Source organism: Maribacter caenipelagi, from assembly GCF_004364175.1.
Classification (GTDB): domain Bacteria; phylum Bacteroidota; class Bacteroidia; order Flavobacteriales; family Flavobacteriaceae; genus Maribacter; species Maribacter caenipelagi.
On the sequence record NZ_SNZW01000019.1, the window covers coordinates 48,510 to 70,609 of the forward strand.

Annotated in this window: 24 protein-coding genes; 14 read left to right on the top strand and 10 right to left on the bottom strand. The window is 35.2% G+C overall.

The window, feature by feature from the left end:
• Positions 1 to 1,868: 1,868 nt before the first annotated feature.
• The 6 genes from DFQ03_RS17445 (at position 1,869) to DFQ03_RS17470 (ending at position 7,308) form a co-directional block, all read left to right on the top strand.
• Positions 1,869 to 2,612 carry a peptidase associated/transthyretin-like domain-containing protein gene (locus DFQ03_RS17445; RefSeq protein WP_133674526.1) on the top strand — a complete coding sequence of 248 codons (744 nt, stop codon included), beginning with the start codon at positions 1,869 to 1,871 and terminating at the stop codon, positions 2,610 to 2,612.
• Positions 2,602 to 3,375 (top strand): carboxypeptidase-like regulatory domain-containing protein, encoded by a 774-nt coding sequence (locus DFQ03_RS17450; protein ID WP_243834534.1) that lies wholly within the window; start codon positions 2,602 to 2,604, stop codon positions 3,373 to 3,375. Before DFQ03_RS17445 ends, DFQ03_RS17450 begins: the two co-directional genes overlap by 11 nt.
• A gap of 51 nt (positions 3,376 to 3,426) precedes the next feature.
• Positions 3,427 to 3,933, top strand: coding sequence for a DUF6702 family protein (locus DFQ03_RS17455; RefSeq protein WP_133674527.1), 507 nt, complete (start codon positions 3,427 to 3,429; stop codon positions 3,931 to 3,933).
• A 57-nt stretch (positions 3,934 to 3,990) separates the two neighbouring features.
• Positions 3,991 to 6,303, top strand: coding sequence for a M1 family metallopeptidase (locus DFQ03_RS17460; protein WP_133674528.1), 2,313 nt, complete (start codon positions 3,991 to 3,993; stop codon positions 6,301 to 6,303).
• A 93-nt stretch (positions 6,304 to 6,396) separates the two neighbouring features.
• Entirely contained in the window at positions 6,397 to 6,726 is a 330-nt protein-coding gene (locus DFQ03_RS17465; protein ID WP_243834535.1) for a Sec-independent protein translocase subunit TatA/TatB, read from the top strand.
• A gap of 6 nt (positions 6,727 to 6,732) precedes the next feature.
• Positions 6,733 to 7,308 carry a phosphatase PAP2 family protein gene (locus DFQ03_RS17470; RefSeq protein ID WP_133674529.1) on the top strand — a complete coding sequence of 192 codons (576 nt, stop codon included), beginning with the start codon at positions 6,733 to 6,735 and terminating at the stop codon, positions 7,306 to 7,308.
• Here the strand turns inward: DFQ03_RS17470 and DFQ03_RS17475 are convergent.
• Complete coding sequence (locus tag DFQ03_RS17475; RefSeq protein ID WP_133674530.1) at positions 7,271 to 7,912, bottom strand: O-methyltransferase; 642 nt, start codon at positions 7,910 to 7,912, stop codon at positions 7,271 to 7,273. The two genes, DFQ03_RS17470 and DFQ03_RS17475, sit on opposite strands and share 38 nt — an antisense overlap.
• Positions 7,913 to 7,975: 63 nt before the next feature.
• On the opposite strand from DFQ03_RS17475, the gene DFQ03_RS17480 reads away from it, so the two are divergent.
• From DFQ03_RS17480 to DFQ03_RS17490, 3 genes are all read left to right on the top strand, one after another.
• Positions 7,976 to 8,446 (top strand): GNAT family N-acetyltransferase, encoded by a 471-nt coding sequence (locus tag DFQ03_RS17480; RefSeq protein WP_133674531.1) that lies wholly within the window; start codon positions 7,976 to 7,978, stop codon positions 8,444 to 8,446.
• 65 nt (positions 8,447 to 8,511) lie between these two features.
• On the top strand, positions 8,512 to 9,780 hold the full coding sequence (gene kynU, locus DFQ03_RS17485; protein ID WP_133674532.1) for a kynureninase: 1,269 nt from the start codon (positions 8,512 to 8,514) through the stop codon (positions 9,778 to 9,780).
• Between the two features lie 84 nt (positions 9,781 to 9,864).
• The gene (locus DFQ03_RS17490; RefSeq protein ID WP_133674533.1) at positions 9,865 to 11,013 is read left to right on the top strand and encodes an MFS transporter; all 1,149 of its coding nucleotides are present in this window, start codon (positions 9,865 to 9,867) and stop codon (positions 11,011 to 11,013) included.
• Between the two features lie 22 nt (positions 11,014 to 11,035).
• On the opposite strand, the gene DFQ03_RS17495 is transcribed toward DFQ03_RS17490, so the two are convergent.
• Positions 11,036 to 11,716 (bottom strand): hypothetical protein, encoded by a 681-nt coding sequence (locus tag DFQ03_RS17495; RefSeq protein WP_133674534.1) that lies wholly within the window; start codon positions 11,714 to 11,716, stop codon positions 11,036 to 11,038.
• 78 nt (positions 11,717 to 11,794) lie between these two features.
• On the opposite strand from DFQ03_RS17495, the gene DFQ03_RS17500 reads away from it, so the two are divergent.
• From DFQ03_RS17500 to DFQ03_RS17515, 4 genes are all read left to right on the top strand, one after another.
• On the top strand, positions 11,795 to 12,421 hold the full coding sequence (locus DFQ03_RS17500; protein WP_243834536.1) for an RNA polymerase sigma factor: 627 nt from the start codon (positions 11,795 to 11,797) through the stop codon (positions 12,419 to 12,421).
• On the top strand, positions 12,421 to 12,618 hold the full coding sequence (locus DFQ03_RS17505) for a hypothetical protein (RefSeq protein ID WP_133674535.1): 198 nt from the start codon (positions 12,421 to 12,423) through the stop codon (positions 12,616 to 12,618). The genes DFQ03_RS17500 and DFQ03_RS17505 overlap by 1 nt, the downstream gene beginning before the upstream one ends.
• A 14-nt stretch (positions 12,619 to 12,632) precedes the next feature.
• On the top strand, positions 12,633 to 13,466 hold the full coding sequence (locus tag DFQ03_RS17510; protein ID WP_133674536.1) for a mechanosensitive ion channel family protein: 834 nt from the start codon (positions 12,633 to 12,635) through the stop codon (positions 13,464 to 13,466).
• A gap of 119 nt (positions 13,467 to 13,585) precedes the next feature.
• Entirely contained in the window at positions 13,586 to 14,134 is a 549-nt protein-coding gene (locus tag DFQ03_RS17515) for a ClpP family protease (RefSeq protein ID WP_133674537.1), read from the top strand.
• Between the two features lie 76 nt (positions 14,135 to 14,210).
• On the opposite strand, the gene DFQ03_RS18900 is transcribed toward DFQ03_RS17515, so the two are convergent.
• From DFQ03_RS18900 to DFQ03_RS17535, 5 genes are all read right to left on the bottom strand, one after another.
• Complete coding sequence (locus tag DFQ03_RS18900) at positions 14,211 to 14,369, bottom strand: hypothetical protein (protein WP_166637493.1); 159 nt, start codon at positions 14,367 to 14,369, stop codon at positions 14,211 to 14,213.
• A gap of 216 nt (positions 14,370 to 14,585) precedes the next feature.
• Complete coding sequence (locus tag DFQ03_RS17520) at positions 14,586 to 16,118, bottom strand: cryptochrome/photolyase family protein (protein ID WP_208295936.1); 1,533 nt, start codon at positions 16,116 to 16,118, stop codon at positions 14,586 to 14,588.
• Between the two features lie 27 nt (positions 16,119 to 16,145).
• On the bottom strand, positions 16,146 to 17,441 hold the full coding sequence (locus DFQ03_RS17525) for a DASH family cryptochrome (RefSeq protein WP_133674539.1): 1,296 nt from the start codon (positions 17,439 to 17,441) through the stop codon (positions 16,146 to 16,148).
• A 13-nt stretch (positions 17,442 to 17,454) separates the two neighbouring features.
• On the bottom strand, positions 17,455 to 17,589 hold the full coding sequence (locus tag DFQ03_RS17530) for a DUF2256 domain-containing protein (protein WP_133674540.1): 135 nt from the start codon (positions 17,587 to 17,589) through the stop codon (positions 17,455 to 17,457).
• On the bottom strand, positions 17,589 to 18,224 hold the full coding sequence (locus DFQ03_RS17535) for a flavin reductase family protein (RefSeq protein WP_133674541.1): 636 nt from the start codon (positions 18,222 to 18,224) through the stop codon (positions 17,589 to 17,591). Before DFQ03_RS17535 ends, DFQ03_RS17530 begins: the two co-directional genes overlap by 1 nt.
• A 153-nt stretch (positions 18,225 to 18,377) precedes the next feature.
• Between DFQ03_RS17535 and DFQ03_RS17540 the strand changes: the two genes are divergently transcribed.
• Complete coding sequence (locus tag DFQ03_RS17540; RefSeq protein ID WP_133674542.1) at positions 18,378 to 19,721, top strand: FAD-dependent oxidoreductase; 1,344 nt, start codon at positions 18,378 to 18,380, stop codon at positions 19,719 to 19,721.
• On the opposite strand, the gene DFQ03_RS17545 is transcribed toward DFQ03_RS17540, so the two are convergent.
• From DFQ03_RS17545 to DFQ03_RS17555, 3 genes are all read right to left on the bottom strand, one after another.
• Positions 19,722 to 20,135 (bottom strand): DUF4174 domain-containing protein, encoded by a 414-nt coding sequence (locus tag DFQ03_RS17545; protein ID WP_133674543.1) that lies wholly within the window; start codon positions 20,133 to 20,135, stop codon positions 19,722 to 19,724.
• A 71-nt stretch (positions 20,136 to 20,206) separates the two neighbouring features.
• Positions 20,207 to 20,986 (bottom strand): zinc ribbon domain-containing protein, encoded by a 780-nt coding sequence (locus tag DFQ03_RS17550; RefSeq protein ID WP_133674544.1) that lies wholly within the window; start codon positions 20,984 to 20,986, stop codon positions 20,207 to 20,209.
• A gap of 1 nt (position 20,987) precedes the next feature.
• Positions 20,988 to 22,082 carry a Nif3-like dinuclear metal center hexameric protein gene (locus DFQ03_RS17555; RefSeq protein WP_133674622.1) on the bottom strand — a complete coding sequence of 365 codons (1,095 nt, stop codon included), beginning with the start codon at positions 22,080 to 22,082 and terminating at the stop codon, positions 20,988 to 20,990.
• Positions 22,083 to 22,100: the final 18 nt, after the last annotated feature.

The following is a 22,100-nucleotide window of genomic DNA, read 5'->3' on the forward strand; positions in this document are numbered from 1 at the left end:
TACAAAAGCATCGACGGCTGCTTCGTCCAGATTAGTATCGTTATCAATTCCATCCATGAAATCAGGGGGGATATTAGTTAGCGTAGCCCAATCTGTAGTAGCTGCTGTTCCATCAGGTGGGAAATCTGCCCATTGAACAACTCCAGCAGTAGTTGTAATTAATACTTGGTCTTCGGTCAATATTCCAGGTGCAGGTTCGATTTTCGCAGGGGTAACCGCATCATCAAGGATTTTAATGGTCGTAACGGCATCGTCGGCAATACCGAGGTCTATCAAGTTGCCATTTCCGATCAAAGTTTCATCCGTATTGACATTGTGGGCTACAGGGTTTGCCCAAACAACGTTTGTACCATCAGTGGTAAGTATCTGTCCGTCTGTAGCACTTGCCTCTATTTTGGCAGGAGTAACGTTATCATCAAGAATTTTGAGGGTCGTTACGGCACCAAGTGCTAAATCTATGGATCCTATAGTACCATTTAATATATCAGCTGATAGTATAGTTTCATTTACAATATTTACTGTTTCTACTGAGTTGTTAGCAAGAATGTCATTGTTTACCGAATTATTTGCTAATTCTTCAGTATCAATAGCTTTAGGTGCGACATCTAAAGTGTAAGGGTTAGCATTTGTTCCATCACCATTTCGTACAAGTGTACCATCTGTAGCATTTAAAACTTCATTTCCTACAATACCATCAACCTCTGCAGCTGCAGCAGGTAAGGTAATTGTATTGCCATTACTTAAAGTTATTTCGCTTGTAGCAGGGTTAATACTTAAGGTTTGAAAATACGTTGATAAGTCTATTGTATTCGGGTCATTCTCTATACTAAGAATATTGTTCGTAAGGTCTAATTGCTGATCATCAGAACCTATTAAAGCTCCTAAGCTAATGGTAGAAACTCCCGCTATGGTAGATCTGGCAATAGTTAACGTAGTATCTAATTTGTTGAACGTTAAATCGAAAAGTCCGTCTGAGTCTTCCCATTGTACAATTCCGTTTTCATCCGTTGTCAATACTTGTCCCGGTACAAAATTGGCAATATCTGCAGGGGCAATACTACCATCTCTAATTTCTTCTGATCCTACGGAGTTCTGTCTAAGTTCACTAGAACCTACAGATTCTGCAGCTAGTTTGTCTTGGGTAATAGAATTATCTTGAATGTCATCTGGCCCAATACCACCATCAATAATATTATCGCCCAAAATACTGTTTTTGGCAACTTCTAGATTATAACCTGCTGCAGATTCGGTAATTTCAATGGTACTTCTACCATTAATAATTGGATCGTTGGTGATGGTGAAATTTACGGCATCGCATAAATTTACCCACTGGGTGCCGTCGTAATAATTAATACACTCTGTATCGGTATTATAGACCATACCACCACGTTGTGGGGTAATTGCTTCCATCTCTAGCGTAGTAACCCGTGTTATGACCAATACTTTAGAGGTACTTTCAAGCTCTAAAACCGATGAAGCGTCTATATTTTGTGGATTGTCTCCTATTTTAATTTGTGCGAATGCGGTAGGTACCGCTAGAACTGTAAATAAAATAAAGAAAATTATTGCTTTCATACTTAGTGTCTTATGACGAGAAAATAGTGATAAACAAAAATAGAATTATCTTCTTAATCCGCTTTATTTATAAGTTGAAATAATAGGGTAATAGGTTAAAGAACATCTAATGTCGTTGAATGGGGTTGTTTTTACTTGGCAATTCAGAATTTGGTAGCTGTAGAAAATAGGGTCTGCTATGAAGAAATTAACAAAAGTTTATTGACGGGTTTTTTTTTATGAAGATTACAAATCTTTTCTTTATCTTTTGAATGCCCTATGCTAAGGGTATTATCAGTTTTAATATACACTAAATGACCAAAAAATTACTTTTCTTACTTGTATTATTTACAGCAATATCGGGCTTTTCGCAAGATGATGCTAGGCAACCTCTAAGCGGTTCGGTAATCTATATGAACATTGGTGTGCCCAATGAAAATGTGATCAACGCAACTTCTGAACGGGCTACAATTACCAATGATCAAGGTTTGTTTAGAATTAATGTAAAGGTGGGTGACCAAATTGTTTTTACTGCCGTTAACTACAATATAAAAGTGGTAACGATTACCGAAGAAATTTTAGCCAACAATCGTTTGGTGGTAGAGGTCAACGAAAAAGTGACGGAGTTAGACGAGGTAGTTATTACACCAGAACAACAAGAGCGTTTTCTAGAGGTGAAGAACCAAGAATTTAAGGAATACGAATACGAAATTGATCGTGGTACAGAAGTGGAAAATATAGCTATGTCTGAGGCGGATAGAGGTATGCAAGACGGCTTAAATTTCGTGAATATTTTTAGGGCTATTTTCAAAGCTCAAAATGAAGCCGTAGAAGAAGGACCAAAATTAAAAGTTAGCGAAGTACTACGTCAGGTTTACGATGATTCTTTCTTTGTGGTAGATCTTCATATACCTCAAGATAAGATAAATGAGTTTTTGTACTACTGTGATGATAAAATGCCTACTAAATCGCTACTTAAAAAAGAAAATGAGTTTCAGTTGATCGATGCTTTGGTCAATAATAGTAAATCGTTTCTTAAAGATTTAAATGGGGAGTAGACTCCTTGTATTTTTTCTTTTTTATAGCGCATTGGTTGTCGCGCAAATAGGTGATTCTAAAAGATTAGAGGGTAGGGTATATAGTGATGATGGAGACGTTGCTGCAACACATGTACTTAATTTAACATCACAAAGAGCCACTATTACAGACGAATACGGGTATTTTGCTATTGATGTTAAGCTATTTGATACTTTAGAGTTCTCTGCCGTTCAGTATAAAAAGAAAATTGTAGTAGTCAGTTCGGCTATTTTTGAAAGTAAGCTAATCTCTGTAGGGCTAGAAGATGCCTTGACCGAATTAGATGAAGTAACCGTAACACCCTATAACCTTAGCGGTAATTTATTGACCGATCTAACTACCTTAGATTTAGATCCTATAGTTACGGCATCTACATTGGGGCTACCAAATGCTTATGTAAAAATACCGACCAAGGCAGAACGAGAACTTAAGGCGGCCACTGGTAACCCTATTATGAGTTTTGATCCCTTAATAAATGCAATTTCAGGGCGTACTAAAATGTTAAAAAAACGTGTAGAGCGAAATAAACTTTACGATAGAACAGAACGGGTAAGAGCGTTTTATGCCGATAGTGTTTATGTAAAACAACTATTTATCCCTAAAGATAAAATAGACGATTTTCTATATTACTGCGAGGTAGATCCAAGATTTCAACAGGTGGTCGATACCCATAGCGAATTGGAAATTTGGGAGTACCTACGAAAGAAAAGTTTACTATACAGAGAGAATAACTTTTTAGACTAAGCACTATATCTTTGGCATATGGTTTGTACAGATGTTATAAAACAATACAATATGAAACTTGTTAGAACAGCATTCTTGTTGTTGATACTTCCTCTTTTTGCTTTTGCAGGAGCACATAAATTTTACATCAGTGTTACCAATGTAGATTATTCAGAGAAAGATCAAGCCGTGCAGATAATTACGCGTGTTTTTATCGATGATATGAATGCGGTATTAAAAGAACGATATGAATTTTCTTCTTCATTGGGTACAGATAAAGAATCATCGGTAGATAAGGAGTATTTAGAAAGATACTTGCGCACTAAATTTTTGGTAGAGATAAATGGCGAAACTACGAAGTACGATTTCATCGGTCATAAATACGATTCAGATATGGTCATCTGTTATTTAGAGGTGCCAAATATTCCTATTGAAACTTTAAAACAGATTGGTATTACCAATGAGGTGCTTACAGATATATATGATGATCAGCAGAATGTGGTACATATGAAGGCAAAAGGGAAGAAAAAGAGCCATGTACTTGTAAAATCACGTATTAAAGGAATGTTAAATTTGTAACATATATTAAGATATCGCTATAAAAACTTTAATTTTCCGACACTAAATAACTATGAAATGATAAGAGTAAAGTACGCATTTGCGTCTATTTTATTCCTTTTCGCCGCAGTATCTTTTGCACAAGAGGCTGTAACAAAAGAAAAGGAGCCTGGGCACTACAACCAGAGCAAGTTCAAACAATTATACGAGGAGTTCGCTACGCCGAACACCTACAGGTCGGCATCAGGTGCTCCTGGTCCTGATTATTATCAGCAACAGGCAGATTATGTAATGGATATTCGTTTAGATGACAAGAACGCTAAAATATTCGGTACAGAAACCATTACCTATACCAATAATTCTCCCGATGATTTAGAGTACTTATGGGTGCAGTTAGATCAGAACATTAGAACAAAAGATTCAAAAGCGGCCTTAAAGAATGGCAGTGGTATTCCACTTGGCGATTCACCTGAGAAATTTGTCGGTAATTATATGACCGAGTCTTTCGATGGCGGTTTTAATATCGATTACGTAAAAGATAACTCAGGTAAAGCATTACCATATACAGTGAACTTCACCATGATGCGTGTAGATTTACCGACACCGCTTAAAAGTGGAGATAAGTTTTCTTTTGATATCAAATGGGACTATAACATACCTGATCATACGGTAAACAGAGCAAGATCCGGATTCGAGTATTTTGAGGAAGATGGAAACAGAGCGTATGTAATTGCTCAGTTTTTTCCAAGAATGGCAGTTTATAATGATGTAGAAGGATGGCAGAACCACCAGTTTTGGGGTAATGGCGAGTTTGCATTGCCATTTGGTAATTATGAAGTGAATATTACGGTACCTGCGGATCATATTTTAGATGGTACAGGTGTACTTCAAAATAGAAAAGAAGTATACACCAAAGCAATGATGAGTCGTTATGAGCAGGCAAAGAAGTCGTATGACAAACCTGTTATAATAGTAACTCAGGCAGAGGCAGAAGCAGCTGAAAAAGGATTCTCTGATAAGACAAAAACATGGAAGCTTAAGGCGGAAAATGTTCGTGATTTCGGTTTCGCAACATCAAGAAAGTTCATTTGGGACATGCAAGCGGTTAGGCTAGGTAACAGAGATGTAATGGCGGTATCTATGTACCCTAAAGAAGGTAACCCGTTGTGGGAAGAGTATTCTACCAAGGCGGTCGCACTTACGTTGAAATCATATTCATCTCATACATTTGACTACCCTTACCCTAAAGCAATATCTGTACATGCTAAAAATCAGGGTATGGAGTACCCAATGATCTGCTGGAACTACGGTAGACCAAATAAAGATGGTACCTATTCTGATAGAACTAAATACGGAATGATCAGTGTAATTATTCACGAAGTAGGTCATAACTTTTTTCCAATGATCGTAAACTCAGACGAACGTCAATGGGGATGGATGGATGAAGGTTTAGATACGTTCATGCAATACATGGCAGAGCAAGAATTCGGTGAAACTTATCCAGAAGCAATTGCACCAAATGCTAAATACCCATCTAGAAGAGGCGATCCTGCGAAGATCGTACCTTATATGAGCGGAGATCAAAGTACAATTTCTCCGATTATGTCTAATCCAGAGAATGTATATCAACTAGGTCCGAATGCATACGGTAAACCGGCAACAGCTTTGAATATATTGAGAGAAACTGTTATGGGGCGTGAGTTGTTCGACCATGCATTTAAAACCTATGCTCAACGTTGGAAATTTAAGCATCCTACACCAGAAGATTTCTTTAGAACAATGGAAGATGCTTCTGCTGTTGATTTAGATTGGTACTGGAGAGGTTGGTTCTATACAACTGATTATGTAGATATGGCCGTTAAGGATATTAAAAAGTATTACGTAAGCGATACGCCGAATAAAAAAATGAAAGCGTATTTGGCTGAGCGTGGTATTCCAGAATCTAATTTAAGACCAATGGTTTATTTAGAGGAGTATGATGATTCAGGTATGATAGCTCCTGAATTAAAGGATAATTTACCATCAGAAACTTCAAAAACTTTAAAAGAATTTATGATGGATAACATGACCGCGGCAGAAAGAGCAGCGGTTAAAGAACCAAAGTATTTTTACGAAGTAACATATAACAGTCCGGGTGGTTTACCAATGCCATTGATTGTAGAATATACATATGCAGATGGTTCTGTAGAGAATGTAACCTACCCTCCAGAAATTTGGAGAAAGAATAGCAAAGAAGTAAGTATGGTAATTTCATCTACTTCTGAGCTAAAAGGTGTAAACATAGATCCTAAAATGGAAACGGCAGATATTGACACCACAAACAATAGCTGGCCGAAGAAAGAGCAAGAGAGCGATTTCGATAAAATGAAAGAAGGAATTAAAGGAAAATAATTAATAAAATAATTATTGTTAAAAGCCTCGTATAACTACGGGGCTTTTTTAATTTTGGATACTAAACTTGTTTATATTTGTAGTATGATTGCTATGTATTCATTATTTATTAGTGGCGCAGAAATATTCTTCATTATGTTTATAGTAGTGATGGTCTTTGGCGCCGACAAAATTCCTGATATTGCTAAGGGGTTGGGTAAAGGTATGCGTCAACTTAAAGATGCTACCGAAGATATTAAACAAGAAATTCAGAAGAGTGCAGACAAGCAGGGTATTGATACTAGTTTTGTTACCGATATTAAGAAAGATATCGATGATATGAAAAAAGATATTAGCTCGGGCTTAGGTAGTGATGTTAAGAAACAAATTACCGATGTCAGCAAAAACATCAACGATGTAACAGGTAGTATCAAGAGAAAGTAATCTTCTATGTTAGATAAGATTTTACAATGGGATCGAGATGCCTTTGTCTATCTTAACAGTCTTGGTATTGAGCAGTACGATGTCTTTTGGTCTACGGTCACCAAATTTCCACCCTGGCTTCCCTTATTTGCATTTATAATAATTCTATTCTTTGTTAAGTTTCCGAAACGCGAAGCTACAGCTATGATTTTGACCTTATTGGTCATGGTCGTATTTGTGGCTACAGTAACAGATTTGACCAAAAATGTGGTTGCCAGGTTAAGACCAAATAATGACGAAGAATTAAATACTTTGATTCGTATTTTAAGAAGTCCGTCAGGCTACAGTTTTTTCTCAGGTCACGCTTCATCATCCTTTTCTGTCATAACCATAACGGTTCTTTTTTTAAGACGAAAATTTAAATGGGTCTACCTATTTTATATCTGGCCTATATTATTTGCAATGAGTAGAGTGTACGTAGGTGTACATTTTCCAATCGATTTAATCGTTGGTGCGTTGGTAGGTATTATATCGGCTTGGTTGTTCTATAGATTGTACGGGGTACTTATTTCACCCTACTTAAGGTCAGACCGTCGCGTATAGGTAGCAATACCGTTTCTAAAAGCGGGTGTTCACTTAGTTTTTTATTGTAATCTAATAATACTTTAGTAGTAACATCTTTAGGGTCTAAAGGCTCGACCACTTTACCCGACCATAATACATTATCAGAAAGTATAACAGAACCAGACTTGGTTTTTGGTAAAACAGCTTCTAAGTATTTGTTATACTGTTTTTTTTCGGCATCAATAAAAATAAGGTCGAAAGTAATATCCATTTTAGGGATAATATCCAGTGCATTGCCCACATGCTGAATAATCTGAGAACCGTAATTACTTCGATCAAAAAAGGAGCGCTGAATCTGTTCTAGTTCTGCATTGACATCTATGGTATGCAATTGTCCGTTTTTAGGTAAACCTTCGGCAAGGCATAAGGCAGAATACCCGGTGTAGGTACCGATTTCAAGAATATTGGTCGGATTTATCAATTTAGAAAGCAAACTTAAAACACGACCCTGAAAATGCCCGGTAAGCATGCGTGGTTGTATGACTTTTAAGTGCGTTTCGCGCGTAAGCTCTTGTAATAATTTAGGTTCAGCTTGTGAATTATCGGCTAAATAGCTTTCTAAAAGAGGTGATAAAAAATGCATGTGTTTCTTTTTGCAAAAATAGGGTTTTAAGCCTTAATTTAATGAACTGAAAAGAGTAGAGCGATGAATAATGAAATTACGATAAGAGAAGCGGTAAAAAGTGATATACCTGTATTGTTGCAATATGAACAAGAGGTAGTGAAAGCAGAACGACCGATGGACCCGACCATTAGAAATAGCGGAGTAAAATATTACGATTTAGATGCTTTGATGGATAACCCTAGAGCAACTGTTATGGTTGCTTGTGATGGCGATAAAATTGTTGCGACCGGCTATGCCTTAGAAAAACTGGCAAGAACCTACTTGGATCATGAGACTTTTGCCTATTTAGGTTTTATGTACACAGATCCCGAATATAGAGGCAAGGGTATAAATGGTAAAATTGTAAGTGCTTTGCAAGATTGGTCTACAAACGCTGGTTTAATTGAAATTCGATTGCACGTATATACTGAAAACGAGCCTGCCATAAGAGCTTACGAGAAAAAAGGGTTTAAAAGACATATGATAGAAATGCGTTTAAGAACAGAATCGTAATACCCATTTATTGAATAGAGTCTATAGTTTTATAGGCATATGATTACTTTTGTACAAAATTAGCTATGGAATTTAAAAATACGTTGGACTTTGCACAATCGTTAGATGCACAAGACAACTTAAAAGCATATAGGGATGAATTCATTTTCCCAAAAATCAACGGGGAAGAAGTTATCTACTTTACAGGAAACTCTTTAGGGCTACAGCCAAAACGAACCAAGTCTTTTGTAGATGAGGTGATGAAAGATTGGGCAGAATTAGCCGTAGAAGGGCATTTTTATGCCGAGAAACCATGGTGGGACTATCATGAGCGTTTAGCAGCACCTTTAGCGAAAGTCGTTGGTGCATTGCCCGAAGAGGTTTCGGTGATGAATACCTTGACCGTAAACCTCCATTTGTTGATGGTATCTTTCTACAATCCGACAAAAAAGAGATTTAAGATTCTGTGCGAAGAAAAGGCTTTTCCTAGTGATCAATACATGTTTCAAAGTCAGGTACGCTTTCATGGTCTAGATCCGAAAGAAACTATTGTTGAAATAAAGAAACGAGATGGAGAACATCATTGGAGAACAGAAGATATATTGGAGAAAATTGAAGAGCTTGGCGATGAGCTTGCACTAGTTTTAATTGGCGGAGTAAATTATTACAACGGTCAGGTAATGGATATGGAAACCATTACAATAGCCGGAAAAGCCGTGGGAGCCAACGTTGGTTGGGATTTAGCTCACGCAGTAGGTAATGTTGAATTGAAACTACATGAATGGGATGCCGATTTTGCATCTTGGTGTAGTTATAAGTATATGAATAGTGGACCTGGTAATACATCTGGTATTTTTGTGAATAAAAAGCACCTGAACAAGAAAGATATTCAACGTTTCGAAGGTTGGTGGGGAACAAAGAAAGAAACCCGTTTTCTTATGAAGCCAGAATTTGAACCTATGGAAAATGCAGACGCTTGGCAAATAAGTAATGCACCCATATTATCGGTAGCACCTTATTTGGCATCACTTACCATGTTCGAAGAAGTGGGCATGCAAAAGCTGATAGAAAAGAGAAAGTTAATAGTTTCGTATTTGGAATTCATTTTACACGAAATAGATAAAGAAGTAGATAGCTCTTTTGAAATTATTACTCCCAAAGATAGAGGTTGTCAGTTATCTGTGTTTTTACACGGACAAGGAAAATCTCTATTCAATTATTTAATGAAAAATGGCGTAGTAACCGATTGGCGCGAACCAAACGTAATTCGTTTGGCACCAGCACCTTTTTATTCTACCTATGAAGATATGTACCGTTTCGGACAAATTTTAAAAGCAGGAGTTCTAGCAAATTAAACTTTATAGAATTTTAGAAAATAGAGAATAGAAAAGTCTTTTTTAATATTTAACGGACAACCAATAACCAATAACCAATTCTAAGTGAAATCATTACGATTAATTTTAGGGAATGCCAGATACTTCGGACCTTCATGGGTTTTCGCCAGTATTAATATTCTATTTGGTACATGGGCAATCTATATACCTGCGGTAAAAGAATCGTTAGCAATTAGTAAGTCTGAATTAGGGATTGCTATTTTCTTTTTGGCATTGGGAGTGTTTACTATTTTTCCTTTTGCTTCTGGTATAGTCAATAGGGTAGGCGTAGGTAAAACCACTTTTTATGGTGTGTTATTAAGCTGCGCAGCTGCTATGTTGCCTTTGCTAGCCCCAAATTATTATGTATTAACGGGAGCCTTATTTCTCTTTGGGGCAGCAAACGGAATTACCGATATTTCGATGAATACCCTAGTGACGGAAATAGAGAAAAAAGACAAGGTGAAATTTATGGCGGCCTCACATGGTTTTTTTAGTCTTGGCGGAGTATTGGCAGGTTTGGGTAGTTTTTTAATTGGTCCGTTATCGAATCCCGTATTACACATGTCCATTGCCGTCTTACTGGTTTTGGTCGTCAATTTAAAATTCAGGAATCAATATTTTACTGAACTAGCCGAAGAAATTGAAAATGAGCCATTTAGTTTTGGACTGCTAAAACCATTATTGCTTTTAGGACTTATTTCTTTTATGGCAATGGGAAGTGAAGGGGCTATTGTTGACTGGAGCGGACTATACTTAAAAGAAATTGCACTAGCACCAGAAGCCTTATGGGGATTAGGATTTTTAGGATTTCAAATTACCATGACCTTAGGTCGTTTTCTAGGTGATGGTATCAGCGATAAAATTGGTTCGGTTAAAATAGTCGCGTTAGGGGCTATTCTCGCAATACTAGGTTATTTTTTGGTCCTTTCGGGAAATACCTATTTAAGCATTTTTGGTTTTGCCCTGAACGGATTAGGCTTTTCGGTAATGGTGCCCGAAGTATTTAGAATAGGAGGGAACGTAAAAGGGATAGATTCCTCAAAGGGCATAGCATTTATTGCAGGAGCAGGATATGCAGGCTTTTTATGTGCTCCTCCAATATTGGGTTTCCTGGCAGAAAATTACAGTCTAACAAGAAGCTTTGTTGTGTTGCTAGCATGCGGATTCTTAATTCTACTATTTACGCTGTTGTTAAAGCGAAAAAAGGCTTAAGCTAGTTCTTAATTGTACCTCATTATTTCACCTCAACACCTGTAAAGAAAAGAGAGAAATCAGCATCTGGTCTTTTGTGCATCATGCTAATGTTTAATCCGTTTAGCATTTTATAGTCTTCCCAGCTGGTAGTCATATTAGGTTCAGACTGATTTTCTTTTCTATAGACCCATTCTTTAATAATATAATTATCACCAAAGTAGTAATCGTAGGCATCACCAGGTGTGTAACCACCTTCATTATTATAGACCGTGGTCAATTTATGCATGGTAGTTTTGCTGATTGGAGCTTCTACATTTTCTGTATGTTTATAGGTGAAGCTTTTTTGGTCCCAAACCAATTGGTAAGGTGCTAGTAGCCAGAATTTATCATTTACAAATCCACCATCTGTAGAAACCATAGCACTATCTACTGCTTTTCTATTATAGGTAATAGTATCTTGTCTGGTCATCATAGTAACATCGTTAGACGATGTTTCCCATAACCAGGTACGTTCAAAGTGCTCATCTTCACGATCAACATTAAAGGTAAACTTGATACTCTCAACATCTTTCCAGTTTTCAAATCCGTTTGCATTTGCGATTTTTTCAAGTACTGTCAATTCCGTATCTTCGGCAACAGCAATTTTAGGCTTTTTTTGGTCGGTTTTACATGCTGTAAAAACACTAGATATAAGAACGGAAAGAATAATTAATTTTTTCATTTTCGGCAGATTTTCAAGTAAATATATCAATTACAGTATCTTTAACCTACTTTTATTTTTTGTAAACCATCTATCAAAGTGACATTTCTTAAAAAGCTTTGTTTTGTTATTATCGGAAACCAGTTCAATGAGAAATCGGTTTCTGGTGGTGAAAAGGAAGAATATACCGATTTAGAGTTAGTAGAACGCATTGTTGCGAACAATGACTCTATGCTCTTTGGTGTGATCTATGATAGGTACTCGAAATTAGTTTATAATAAGTGCTTGGGTTTTGCAAAGTCTAATAAAGAAGCAGAAGATTTGACCCAAGATATATTTCTAATGCTTTATGTAAAATTGGGTTCGTTCAAAGGAAATTCAAAATTTTCTACCTGGTTATATTCCTTCACCTATAATTTCTGTGTCAATTATGTGAATAGAAATAAGGAGCGAAAAATTAATGATAATTCAGTAAAGTTTGAAACGCATGAAGATGTACCTGTAGAGGTTACCGATAACTTGTTATTGCAGATGCAGGTGGATAAACTTAAGAAAGCATTAGAGCTTATAGCACCTGAAGATAAATCAATTTTACTGTTGAAATATCAAGACGGAGCATCTATTAAAGAATTAGAGGATATTTTAGAATTAAAATCAAGTGCCATAAAAATGAGGCTCAAAAGAGCAAAAGCGAAAGTTACGGAAATGTATAAAACCCTACCTTAATGTTAGAACAGGACAAAAATCCATTTAAAAACTTGCAGGGAGATCTTAAAGATGTTCCACCAGAACTACGTAAAAAAGTTATGGATGATGTTGCAACGGCTAAGTTGATCATGGAATTGTCTCATTTGTTTACAGGTAGTTTTGCGTCTATAATTGAAGGTATGCTAAATACAAAATCGAAAAAAGAATACAAATAAAGTAGAAATGTTATATGGAAACAGTTGATAAGTGGAAAGACCTCACCTTTGAATCATTAAGTAATATATTCAAGGATATTGCTTCTGCATTACCAGGCATATTCGGGGCATTTATCGTAATTATTTTTGGGTGGATAATTATTAAAGTGGTCACCTTTATTTTAAAGCGAATATTTAAAGCGATCAAACTAGATAAGGCTTCCGAGAAAATTAATGAAGCGAAATTATTTGGCGATGCCGATATCAAAATAGATTTACCTAAAATAATTGTCACTTTTATAAAGGTGCTGTTATGGTTGGTATTTATAATCGTTGCATCAGATATTATGGGCTTAACCATTATATCTACAGAAATCGCAAATCTTTTAAGATACTTGCCAATATTATTGTCAGCAATGATAATTTTTATGATTGGTCTATTTTTAGCCAAAACAATTAAAGAAACGATAGTCAAAGTATTTGATTCAATAGGTTTAGGTGGTGGTAAGTTGTTAGGCAACGTATTATTTTATCTTATTATCATATTTGTAAGTATTACTGCGTTGAATCAAGCAGGTATAGATACTCAGATTATCACTAATAACTTTACCATTGTACTAGGTGCTTTCTTATTGGCAATTGCATTGGCATTAGGCTTAGGGTCTAGAGAAATTGTAGGTGATCTATTAAGAACATTCTATTCAAGGAAAATATATGAGGTAGGGGATAAGGTTAAAATAGGAGATTTACAGGGTACGGTAATCGGTATCGATAATATTTCAATGATATTAAAAACAAAAACCGGTAAGGTTGTTATCCCTATTAAAAAGGTCGTAGAGAAAACAGTTACGGTGGAAGAGCAATCCTAATCGAATATTAACGTTTTCCATTTAATAGAAACAGGGTTGGGTGATAATTCAAAGGGTTATTGCTAATTATGTTTATGATTTAATTCATTAATTTTGTTAGAGATAAATAAACTTAAAATATGAGTGCTAAAAAAGGAAAAATTCAGGAAGCCATAGATGAAAAAATGCTGGAGGAAAGAAAAGTCTTTCTATGGGGTATGGTTGATGACGATTCTGCAAAACATGTAATTGACAGGTTGTTGTATCTAGATATGCAGAACAATAAAGAAATACAATTATATATTAATAGTCCGGGTGGTTATGTTACTTCTGGTTTTGCAATGTATGATACGATAAAAGCTTTGAAGAGTCCCGTTTCAACTATCTGCACAGGTTTGGCTGCATCAATGGGTTCGATTTTGTTATCAGTAGGTAAAAAAGGTAGAAGATTCATTCAGCCACATGCTCAGGTAATGATACACCAACCAAGTGGTGGTGCGAGAGGTCAAGCTTCTAATATTGAAATTCAAGCTAGAGAAATTATTAAGACCAAAGAGTTAAGTGCACAAATATTAGCAGATAACTGTGGTCAAGATTTTGAGAAGGTTTTAAGAGATTTCGATAGAGATTATTGGATGAATGCAGAAGAGTCTATTAAATACGGAATAGTTGACGGTATTTTAGAGTAGGCTATTATAACTTATAAAAATCAAAAAGTCCTTTACAATTTGTAAAGGACTTTTTTTGTGGTTGATAGTTTCTAATTTAGATGCTAATACATCTTTTTTTTACACGTACCACTTTATCCAATTCCCTTGCAACATCAGGTCTAATATCACTTTTATTGAAATCGAAATATATCTTATTAAGTCCCGCTAATAATTTTAAATCCAGAACAGGTTCAAGAACAATAGTTTGTCTCATTACTTAACGCCTTTGGTGTAACCGAGGTGTTAAAGAAAATATTATTATGAGGATGTGTTATTATTATAATGATATTAAACAAAATAAAAACCCCTTTTCATAATTATGAAAAGGGGTTTTCTTTATATAGGCGCTCTCGCGGAATGTTCTAAATATTTACGTTTCAAAAGTATGATTTAGACCATGTTTTAATGTTAATTTGTCTTTAAATAACCATTAAAATTCATCTAAATTATTAATTATAAAAGTTGCCCTTTCTTGAATTTCTGCCAGTTTATTACTCTCCATTTTATTTAAAAGAGCCATCATCATATTCATACGTTGATTTTCTTTAAAATGTTCTCTCTTTTCAGATAAAAAATTCCAATACAGCGAGTTAAATGGGCACGCTTTATCGCCTATTTTTTTAGTGTGGCTGTAATGGCAATTACCGCAATAATTACTCATTTTATTGATATAATTAGCGCTGCTAACATAAGGTTTGGTTGCTACGATACCACCATCGGCAAACTGGCTCATGCCTCTAGTATTGGTGATTTCAACCCATTCAATGGCGTCGATATAAACACCTAAATACCAGTTGTCGACTTCATCGGGGTCTATTTGAGTCAATAAAGCGAAATTACCAATAACCATAAGTCTTTGTATATGGTGGGCGTAAGAAGCATCTAAGCTCTGCCCTATAGCTTTTTTTAGACAATTCATTTTTGTATTACCTGTCCAAAAAAAATCTGGTAATTTGTTCGTGTTATTTAAGGTGTTTAGTTTTTTGTATTCAGGCATTTCTTTCCAATAAATACCTCTCATATACTCTCTCCAACCTAAAATTTGCCTTATAAAACCTTCTACTTGAGAGATGTTTATATCGGTAATTTTATCGTAAAATTGGTTTAAAACAGCATCTATAACTTCTTTGGGCGATAGTATTTTGGCGTTCATAGCAAATGATAAACGTGAATGAAAGAGAAACTTTTTATCGGTATGCATTGCGTCTTGGTAATCGCCAAAATGCGGTAGTAGTTGGTTGCAGAAATAATCTAATGTAGTCAAGCATTCTTCTCTGGTAACCGGCCATGCAAATGATTCTGAATCTATTTCACCAATTGTTTGCACATTCGCATTCTTAAGAAGTTTAATGATTTCATCTACATTTTTAACGAATTCTTTTTCTTTGGGTATAGGTGGCTGGCCTTTCCATTTATTTCTGTTGCTTTGGTCGTAATTCCATTTACCGCCTTCTGGTTGAGAATTTTGCACCATTATGTCGTGCTTTTTGCGCATCATTCTATAAAAGCTTTCCATGACCATTTGTTTTTTGCCTTTATAGAAATCTTTTAACTCAAATCTTGTCGTGTAAAAATGTTCGGTATCATGGCTACCTGTAGCTATATTTAAAGAACTGCAAATTTGTTCTAGCTGTTGATCAAGTCTAAATTCGTCAGGTAACTGATACTCAAATTTATCAGCATTAATTCCTTGTATCGTTTTTAAAATTATTTGTTCTAATTTTTGAGGGTTTTTTTTGTCATTCAGTTTGTAATAAATGAATCGATGACCTTTTGTAGAAAGGTCTTCTTTAAAATTTCGCATAGCTAAAAAGAAGGCAACCACTTTTTGAACGTGATGTTTAACATAATCCGTTTCTTGTCTCATTTCTGCCATGACATAAGTAATGTCATTATTTACGGTAGAGAACCATGAGTGATTTTGATTTAATTGATCACCTAAAATTAAGCGTACTATTTTCATAATTTGGTGTATTGTTTTATGCTATGATTAGAATAATGATTGTTGTAGCCACATTCGTTGATATTTGCCTGTAGCGTCATATCGTTCTGCTTGACTTTTAATATTAAATTTTCTGTTTCTGGGATCATTACCTACACCACTAGCGTACATCCAATTTCCCCAATTGCTGTGTACATCATAATCTATTAGCATACTTTCAAAATAAGCAGCACCTATTCGCCAATCTTGATTTAGTTCTTTAGACCAAAAGCTAGCCACATTTTGTCTGCCTCTATTGCTCATCCATCCGGTTTCTAATAGTTCTTTCATGTTGGCATTTACAAAAGGTTCTTTAGTTAAACCATTAATCCAGTTATGTTTATCTTTTTCATTGATTTTCGTATTATAAGTACCATTTAAAATTCCCCCTAACTTAAAAATTGCATCATGGTGTTTTAGCGAAACATATTTAAAGTAATCTCTCCAAATCAATTCAAATATTAACCAGTAAGTATCTTGATTTTTAATTATGTCACTCTCAAATTTTTTCACTTCCCAGTAGATTATTCTTGGTGAAATACTACCATTTGCTAACCAAGCAGATAATTTAGAACTGTAGTCTACACCAATTAATCCGTTTCTGGTTTTCTTATAAAAACCTAGTTTTTTTGTTTCCCAAAAGTAGTTTTGAATACGTTTAATTGCCTCTGCTTCCCCTCCTTTAAAAGGAAAAGCCGTATTTACATGTATATAGAAATTAGTAAAACCTAGTTCTTTTAAAGTGGGAATTTTGGTTTCAGTATCAATTAAATTTGAAACAGGCATTTTTGATGACACTTGGATAATAGGTCTTATATTAGAATTTACTTCGCACTTTTTTCTGAAGTTTGTAAAAATATCGGGTATGGATTTAAAGTCATTAAATGGTATATCATCGGGGTGATATAAAAATTGGTCATACACCTCATTGAATTTGACCCCAGAAGGTACTTTTTTCTTTACATTATCAAGTATAACCTTTTCATCTCTAGTCCATTCTCTTTGTAAGAAGATAGAATCGATAGTATGTTTCTCTATTAGGCTAGGTAGGTAATTTGCCGAATTACCATAGTAAACAAAAAGTGGAATATTTAGTTTTTCAAGTTCTTCTTTTAATTGATGTACGGTTTCGAGTAGAAATTTGGCCCTGAACTTTTCTGTTCTTTTGAAGCCGTATTCGTCAGATTCAAAGAATGAAGATTCAAAACAATAAAACCCGATAACCTTGTTGCCTTTCATAGCTTCAACAAGCGAAGAATTATCACTAGCTCGTAAGTCGTTTCTAAACCAGATTAAATTATTCATGTTTTTCCTTTTTCTATTTATTGCGTCTGCATTTTTCTCCGCAATACTTTACTTCTTCCCAATTGCGTTCCCATTTTTTGCGCCATGAAAATGGTTTATTGCAAGTAGCGCAAATTTTTGTTTCTAGATTTACTTTTTTATGCGCCACTATAGTATATGTTTACTAGGTTCGTCTGGTGTAGCGTATGCGAATCTTGCCAAAAGTTGAGGTAGTGCATAAGCATCCAAACCATTGATAGCAGTAGTATTTACCTTATCTAACTGCAACCAACCGTCATCGTGCAAAATATCCTCCGGTAAATAAACATGTTCAATAGCGCCAATTATTAATAGACAACCATTCTCTTTAATTTCATATTCGTTGACATAGCTACACCCCAATTTAATAACACTCTCTTTTACATACGGAGCCTGAAAATTATCTAGATAAGATTCGGTTAAATTCGTTTTTGAAAACTCTGAAATATCTTCATCATAACTAGCGGCAGTATGGTGTGCATCTTCTATAATGGCTTCATTTACCTGGTTGACCGTGAAGAATCCACTTTCTTTAAAATTAGAATAGGTGTTTCTTTTTACCGTAAGTGGCCTTAAAATAAAGCCTAACATTGGTGGTGTACTACCGATATGAACTACAGAATTGAAAATAGCTAAATTACTAATACCGGCACCTGATTTTGAACCTAATAGATTGGCAGATTTATATCCGGTGCAACTATTAATTAAATGAGCTCTGTATCTACTAGGCATTTTACCTAGGTCTTCTTTATTAAAATGTTTCAAGGTGTATATTTTGTTTAACAAAAATAATTAAAAATTAAACAGATATGTACTCAATTAAGAAAATGATTTGCCTAGTTTATCTATTTATACAAGAAATGAAGGCATAATTTCCTATTTTTAACATTCAATTAATGTTGGCTTAAAGCCTTAAACATGACCCAAGAAAAAAAGAACATTGCCATTATTGGTTCAGGCCTGGTAGGATCCTTGCTTGCCATTTACCTGAAACGATACGGACATCAAATTACAGTTTTCGATAGAAGACCAGATATTAGAAATATAGAATTTTCTGGTCGATCCATTAATCTTGCTATGAGCAATAGAGGGTGGAACGCTTTAAGGGCAGTTGGTATAGAAGACGAGATTAAAGAAATCGCCATACCCTTAGATAAAAGGGCAATGCATGTAATAGGGAAAGAACAATATTTTCAAAAATACGGTAAAGAAGGTGAAGCCATTTGGTCTATTTCACGTGGCGTTCTAAATAAACGCATGATCGATTTGGCAGAACAAAGCGGAGTAGAATTTCGTTTCGAGGAGAAGGTTTGGGATATAGATTTACCAGGCGCCAAAGTATTTACAGGTGAAAGTGAGAAAGGGGAGTGGGTCGAATACCCGTTCGATCTGGTATTTGGTTGCGACGGAGCATTTTCGCGAGTTCGTCATAAGATGCAGCGGCGCAGTAGGTTTGATTATTCTCAGCGTTTTATCGATGTTGGGTATAAAGAATTGACTATACCGGCTAATGCAGATGGTTCTCATAAATTAGACAAGAATTCTTTTCATATATGGCCACGTGGTAAATTTATGTTTATTGCCATGCCAAATTTAGATGGAAGTTTTACCTGTACGTTATTTATGCCCTTTGAAGGTGATGTTTCTTTTGAAAATATTAAGACCAAAAAAGAAGCAGTTCATTTCTTCAATACGTATTTTCCGAATGTTATGGATGATATAGAGAATCTTACAGAAGATTTCTTTAAGAACCCCACTAGCGCCATGGTAACAATGAAATGCTACCCTTGGACCTACTGGGACAAAGTTGCTCTGGTAGGCGATTCTGCGCATGCCGTAGTACCGTTTTACGGACAAGGAATGAATGCTGGCTTTGAAGATATTTTTGTATTGGATGAAATTATAAAGGAATTCGGAGATGACTGGGAACGTATTTTTTCTACGTATCAGGAAAAGCGTAAACCAAATGCAGATGCTATAGCGGAATTAAGTTATCGCAATTTTGTGGAGATGAGTAGTAAAACAGCAGATGTTAATTTTCTGCTTCAAAAAAAGATTGAAAAGCACTTTTCGGCAAAGCATCCAGAAAAATGGATTCCCGCTTACAGTAGAGTAACATTCTCAAATAGACCCTATGCAGAAGCACTGGCAGAAGGTGATGCTCAAGAAGAAATCATGAGAGAAGTAATGAAACTGCCAAATATAGCAGCGAAATGGGATAGTGAAGAAGTTGAAAAACTAATGTTGAAGCTAATCGGGTAGTTATTTATTAGACCTCATTTCACTTTTACGCATTGGCATACTATCTATTAGAAGAAACAAGTTTTCTAAATTAAAAGGGTATGGGGCTTTAACCTTAATTCCGCCATCTTTTCCTATTAAAATATAACCTTTGAAGATCTCGGGCAGTATATCTGATTTCTTTATACCAGTAGCTTTTCTATTAGTGTTATAAAATACATCGTCTTTGTAAACGAAAACACGAATATCTCTTTCGGTATATTTAGAGGCATTGGTATCAATAATTTCTAAGGCAGATTTTACTTCGTTAGCATTCGTATCGTTTTCATAAAGAACTATAATTCTATTCTTCCATTTAAAATCAGATATATTTTGAGCTTCTACGTTCAAAGTTTGCATCATCATAAAAGTGAAAAAGATTTTTAGAGATTTCATAGTTATGAATTTAAACAAAAAAAAGCCATCTTTTAAAGATGGCTTTTTAAATATAAATTAGATGTTTGCTATTATAGTTTAGCGAACATTTTTTGCATTTTTTCACTTTCCTCCTCAGCTAATGTTGGGTCAACTAAAATACGACCACTATGCTCATCGGTGATAATCTTCTTTCTTGAAGCAATTTCAACCTGAACCTGAGGTGGAATAGTAAAGAAAGAACCACCAGAAGCACCTCTTTCAATTGGCACAACTGCTAAACCATTCTTAACATTGTTACGAATGCGTGCATAAGCCTTTACTAAACGCTCTTCAATTTTATCTTGAAATTTGATAGACTCTTCTAATAACGCTTTTTCTTCTTTCTCAGTTTCGGCAAGAATAGCATTCAGTTCGCTTTTCTTATGCTTAAGGTGAGCCTCACGTTCGGACAAACGTTCTTTAGTTTCAGAAATAACCGCTTTCTTCTGGTCAATTTGAGCTTTAAATTCTTTAATGTTCTTTTCAGCTAATTGAATTTCCAATTCTTGAAATTCCAATTCTTTACTGATAGAGTTGAATTCTCTACTGTTACGAACATTTTTTTGCTGCTCGCCATATTTTTTAATTAATGCCTTTGCTTCTTCAATAAGGTTCTTCTTAGCACCGATTTCAAAATTGATATTCTCTAAATCAGATTTAAGTTTATCCATTCTCGTTTTTAGGCCAAGGACTTCATCTTCCAAATCTTCTACTTCTAAAGGAAGTTCACCACGAACATTCCTTATTTCATCAACCCTAGAATCAATTAATTGCAAATCATATAATGCTCTTAACTTTGCTTCTACAGATGAATCTTCTTTTTTTGCCATATTAAAAATAATTGATGGGATTTGTTATACTTTCCGATAAATGGATTGCAAAATTAGGAATTTTTTTCGTAAGATAATCAACTAAAAGGTTTTTTGTAAACTGCTCAGTTTCAAAGTGTCCTATATCTGCCAAAACTATTTGGTTTTCAGCCTCGTAAAATTGATGGTATTTTAGGTCTGCGGTAACAAATACGTCTGCTCCGGCAGCTTTTGCTGAGCCAATGGCAAATGAACCGCTACCGCCAAGTACAGCTACTTTTTTAACCGGTTTATTTAAAAAATTAGAATGCCGTACCAATTTAGCATTCATTTTATGCTTTAAATGGTCAAGAAACTCGATTTCAGAGACTTCTTTATCTAATTCTCCGACCATACCCATGCCAATGTTTTGGTTCGTATTTTCTATGGTTTGCACATCATAGGCAACCTCTTCGTAAGGGTGAGAAGACAACAAAGCCTTAATTATGGTAGATTCTTCATTCTTGCCAAAAACACATGTAAGCATAGTTTCATTTTCAGTATGCGTAGTGCCAATGCTTCCTTTTACAGGGTTTGCATCTGAATTCGCTTTATAAGTACCATTGCCCTCAACTGTAAAACTACAATCAGAATAATTGCCGATATCACCTGCGCCGGCTTTAAAAAGGGCATTTTTTACTTCTTCTAGATTGTTATTAGGAATATAAGTGGTCAGTTTTTTAATCGTATTTTTTTGAGGAATCAATATTTGGGTGTTCGATAACCCTAAAACCTCACAGATTTTGGTATTTACCCCATGTCGAGCATTGTCGAGAGCTGTATGGTTAGAATATATGGCGATATCGTTTTTGATCGCTTTGATAACTACACGCTCCACATAGTTTTTACCGGTAATTTTTTTTAATCCTCCGAAAATAATTGGGTGAAAGCTTACGATTAGGTTACACTTTTTAGCAATAGCTTCATCGACAACATTTTCTAAAGTATCTAAGGTAACCAGTACTCCGGTTACTTCATTAGATGCGTTACCGACTAACAAACCTACATTGTCAAAATCTTCAGCATAGGTCAGCGGGGCAAATTCTTCTAGGATATGGGTGATGTCTTTTACGGTCATTTTATTGAAAAATAAGAT

Bases quoted from the DNA above. Each gene is read 5' to 3' on its own strand.
- DFQ03_RS17445 (WP_133674526.1), top strand. From the start codon at position 1,869: ATGACCAAAAAATTACTTTTCTTACTTGTATTATTTACAGCAATATCG.
- DFQ03_RS17505 (WP_133674535.1), top strand. From the start codon at position 12,421: ATGTTAGAACAGGACAAAAATCCATTTAAAAACTTGCAGGGAGATCTT.
- DFQ03_RS17550 (WP_133674544.1), bottom strand. From the start codon at position 20,986: ATGGCAAAAAAAGAAGATTCATCTGTAGAAGCAAAGTTAAGAGCATTA.
- DFQ03_RS17510 (WP_133674536.1), top strand. From the start codon at position 12,633: ATGGAAACAGTTGATAAGTGGAAAGACCTCACCTTTGAATCATTAAGT.
- DFQ03_RS17545 (WP_133674543.1), bottom strand. From the start codon at position 20,135: ATGAAATCTCTAAAAATCTTTTTCACTTTTATGATGATGCAAACTTTG.
- DFQ03_RS17540 (WP_133674542.1), top strand. From the start codon at position 18,378: ATGACCCAAGAAAAAAAGAACATTGCCATTATTGGTTCAGGCCTGGTA.
- DFQ03_RS17495 (WP_133674534.1), bottom strand. From the start codon at position 11,716: ATGAAAAAATTAATTATTCTTTCCGTTCTTATATCTAGTGTTTTTACA.
- DFQ03_RS17460 (WP_133674528.1), top strand. From the start codon at position 3,991: ATGATAAGAGTAAAGTACGCATTTGCGTCTATTTTATTCCTTTTCGCC.
- DFQ03_RS17515 (WP_133674537.1), top strand. From the start codon at position 13,586: ATGAGTGCTAAAAAAGGAAAAATTCAGGAAGCCATAGATGAAAAAATG.
- DFQ03_RS18900 (WP_166637493.1), bottom strand. From the start codon at position 14,369: ATGAGACAAACTATTGTTCTTGAACCTGTTCTGGATTTAAAATTATTA.
- kynU (WP_133674532.1), top strand. From the start codon at position 8,512: ATGGAATTTAAAAATACGTTGGACTTTGCACAATCGTTAGATGCACAA.
- DFQ03_RS17480 (WP_133674531.1), top strand. From the start codon at position 7,976: ATGAATAATGAAATTACGATAAGAGAAGCGGTAAAAAGTGATATACCT.
- DFQ03_RS17520 (WP_208295936.1), bottom strand. From the start codon at position 16,118: ATGAAAATAGTACGCTTAATTTTAGGTGATCAATTAAATCAAAATCAC.
- DFQ03_RS17470 (WP_133674529.1), top strand. From the start codon at position 6,733: ATGTTAGATAAGATTTTACAATGGGATCGAGATGCCTTTGTCTATCTT.
- DFQ03_RS17450 (WP_243834534.1), top strand. From the start codon at position 2,602: ATGGGGAGTAGACTCCTTGTATTTTTTCTTTTTTATAGCGCATTGGTT.
- DFQ03_RS17465 (WP_243834535.1), top strand. From the start codon at position 6,397: ATGTATTCATTATTTATTAGTGGCGCAGAAATATTCTTCATTATGTTT.
- DFQ03_RS17455 (WP_133674527.1), top strand. From the start codon at position 3,427: ATGAAACTTGTTAGAACAGCATTCTTGTTGTTGATACTTCCTCTTTTT.
- DFQ03_RS17555 (WP_133674622.1), bottom strand. From the start codon at position 22,082: ATGACCGTAAAAGACATCACCCATATCCTAGAAGAATTTGCCCCGCTG.
- DFQ03_RS17475 (WP_133674530.1), bottom strand. From the start codon at position 7,912: ATGCATTTTTTATCACCTCTTTTAGAAAGCTATTTAGCCGATAATTCA.
- DFQ03_RS17525 (WP_133674539.1), bottom strand. From the start codon at position 17,441: ATGAATAATTTAATCTGGTTTAGAAACGACTTACGAGCTAGTGATAAT.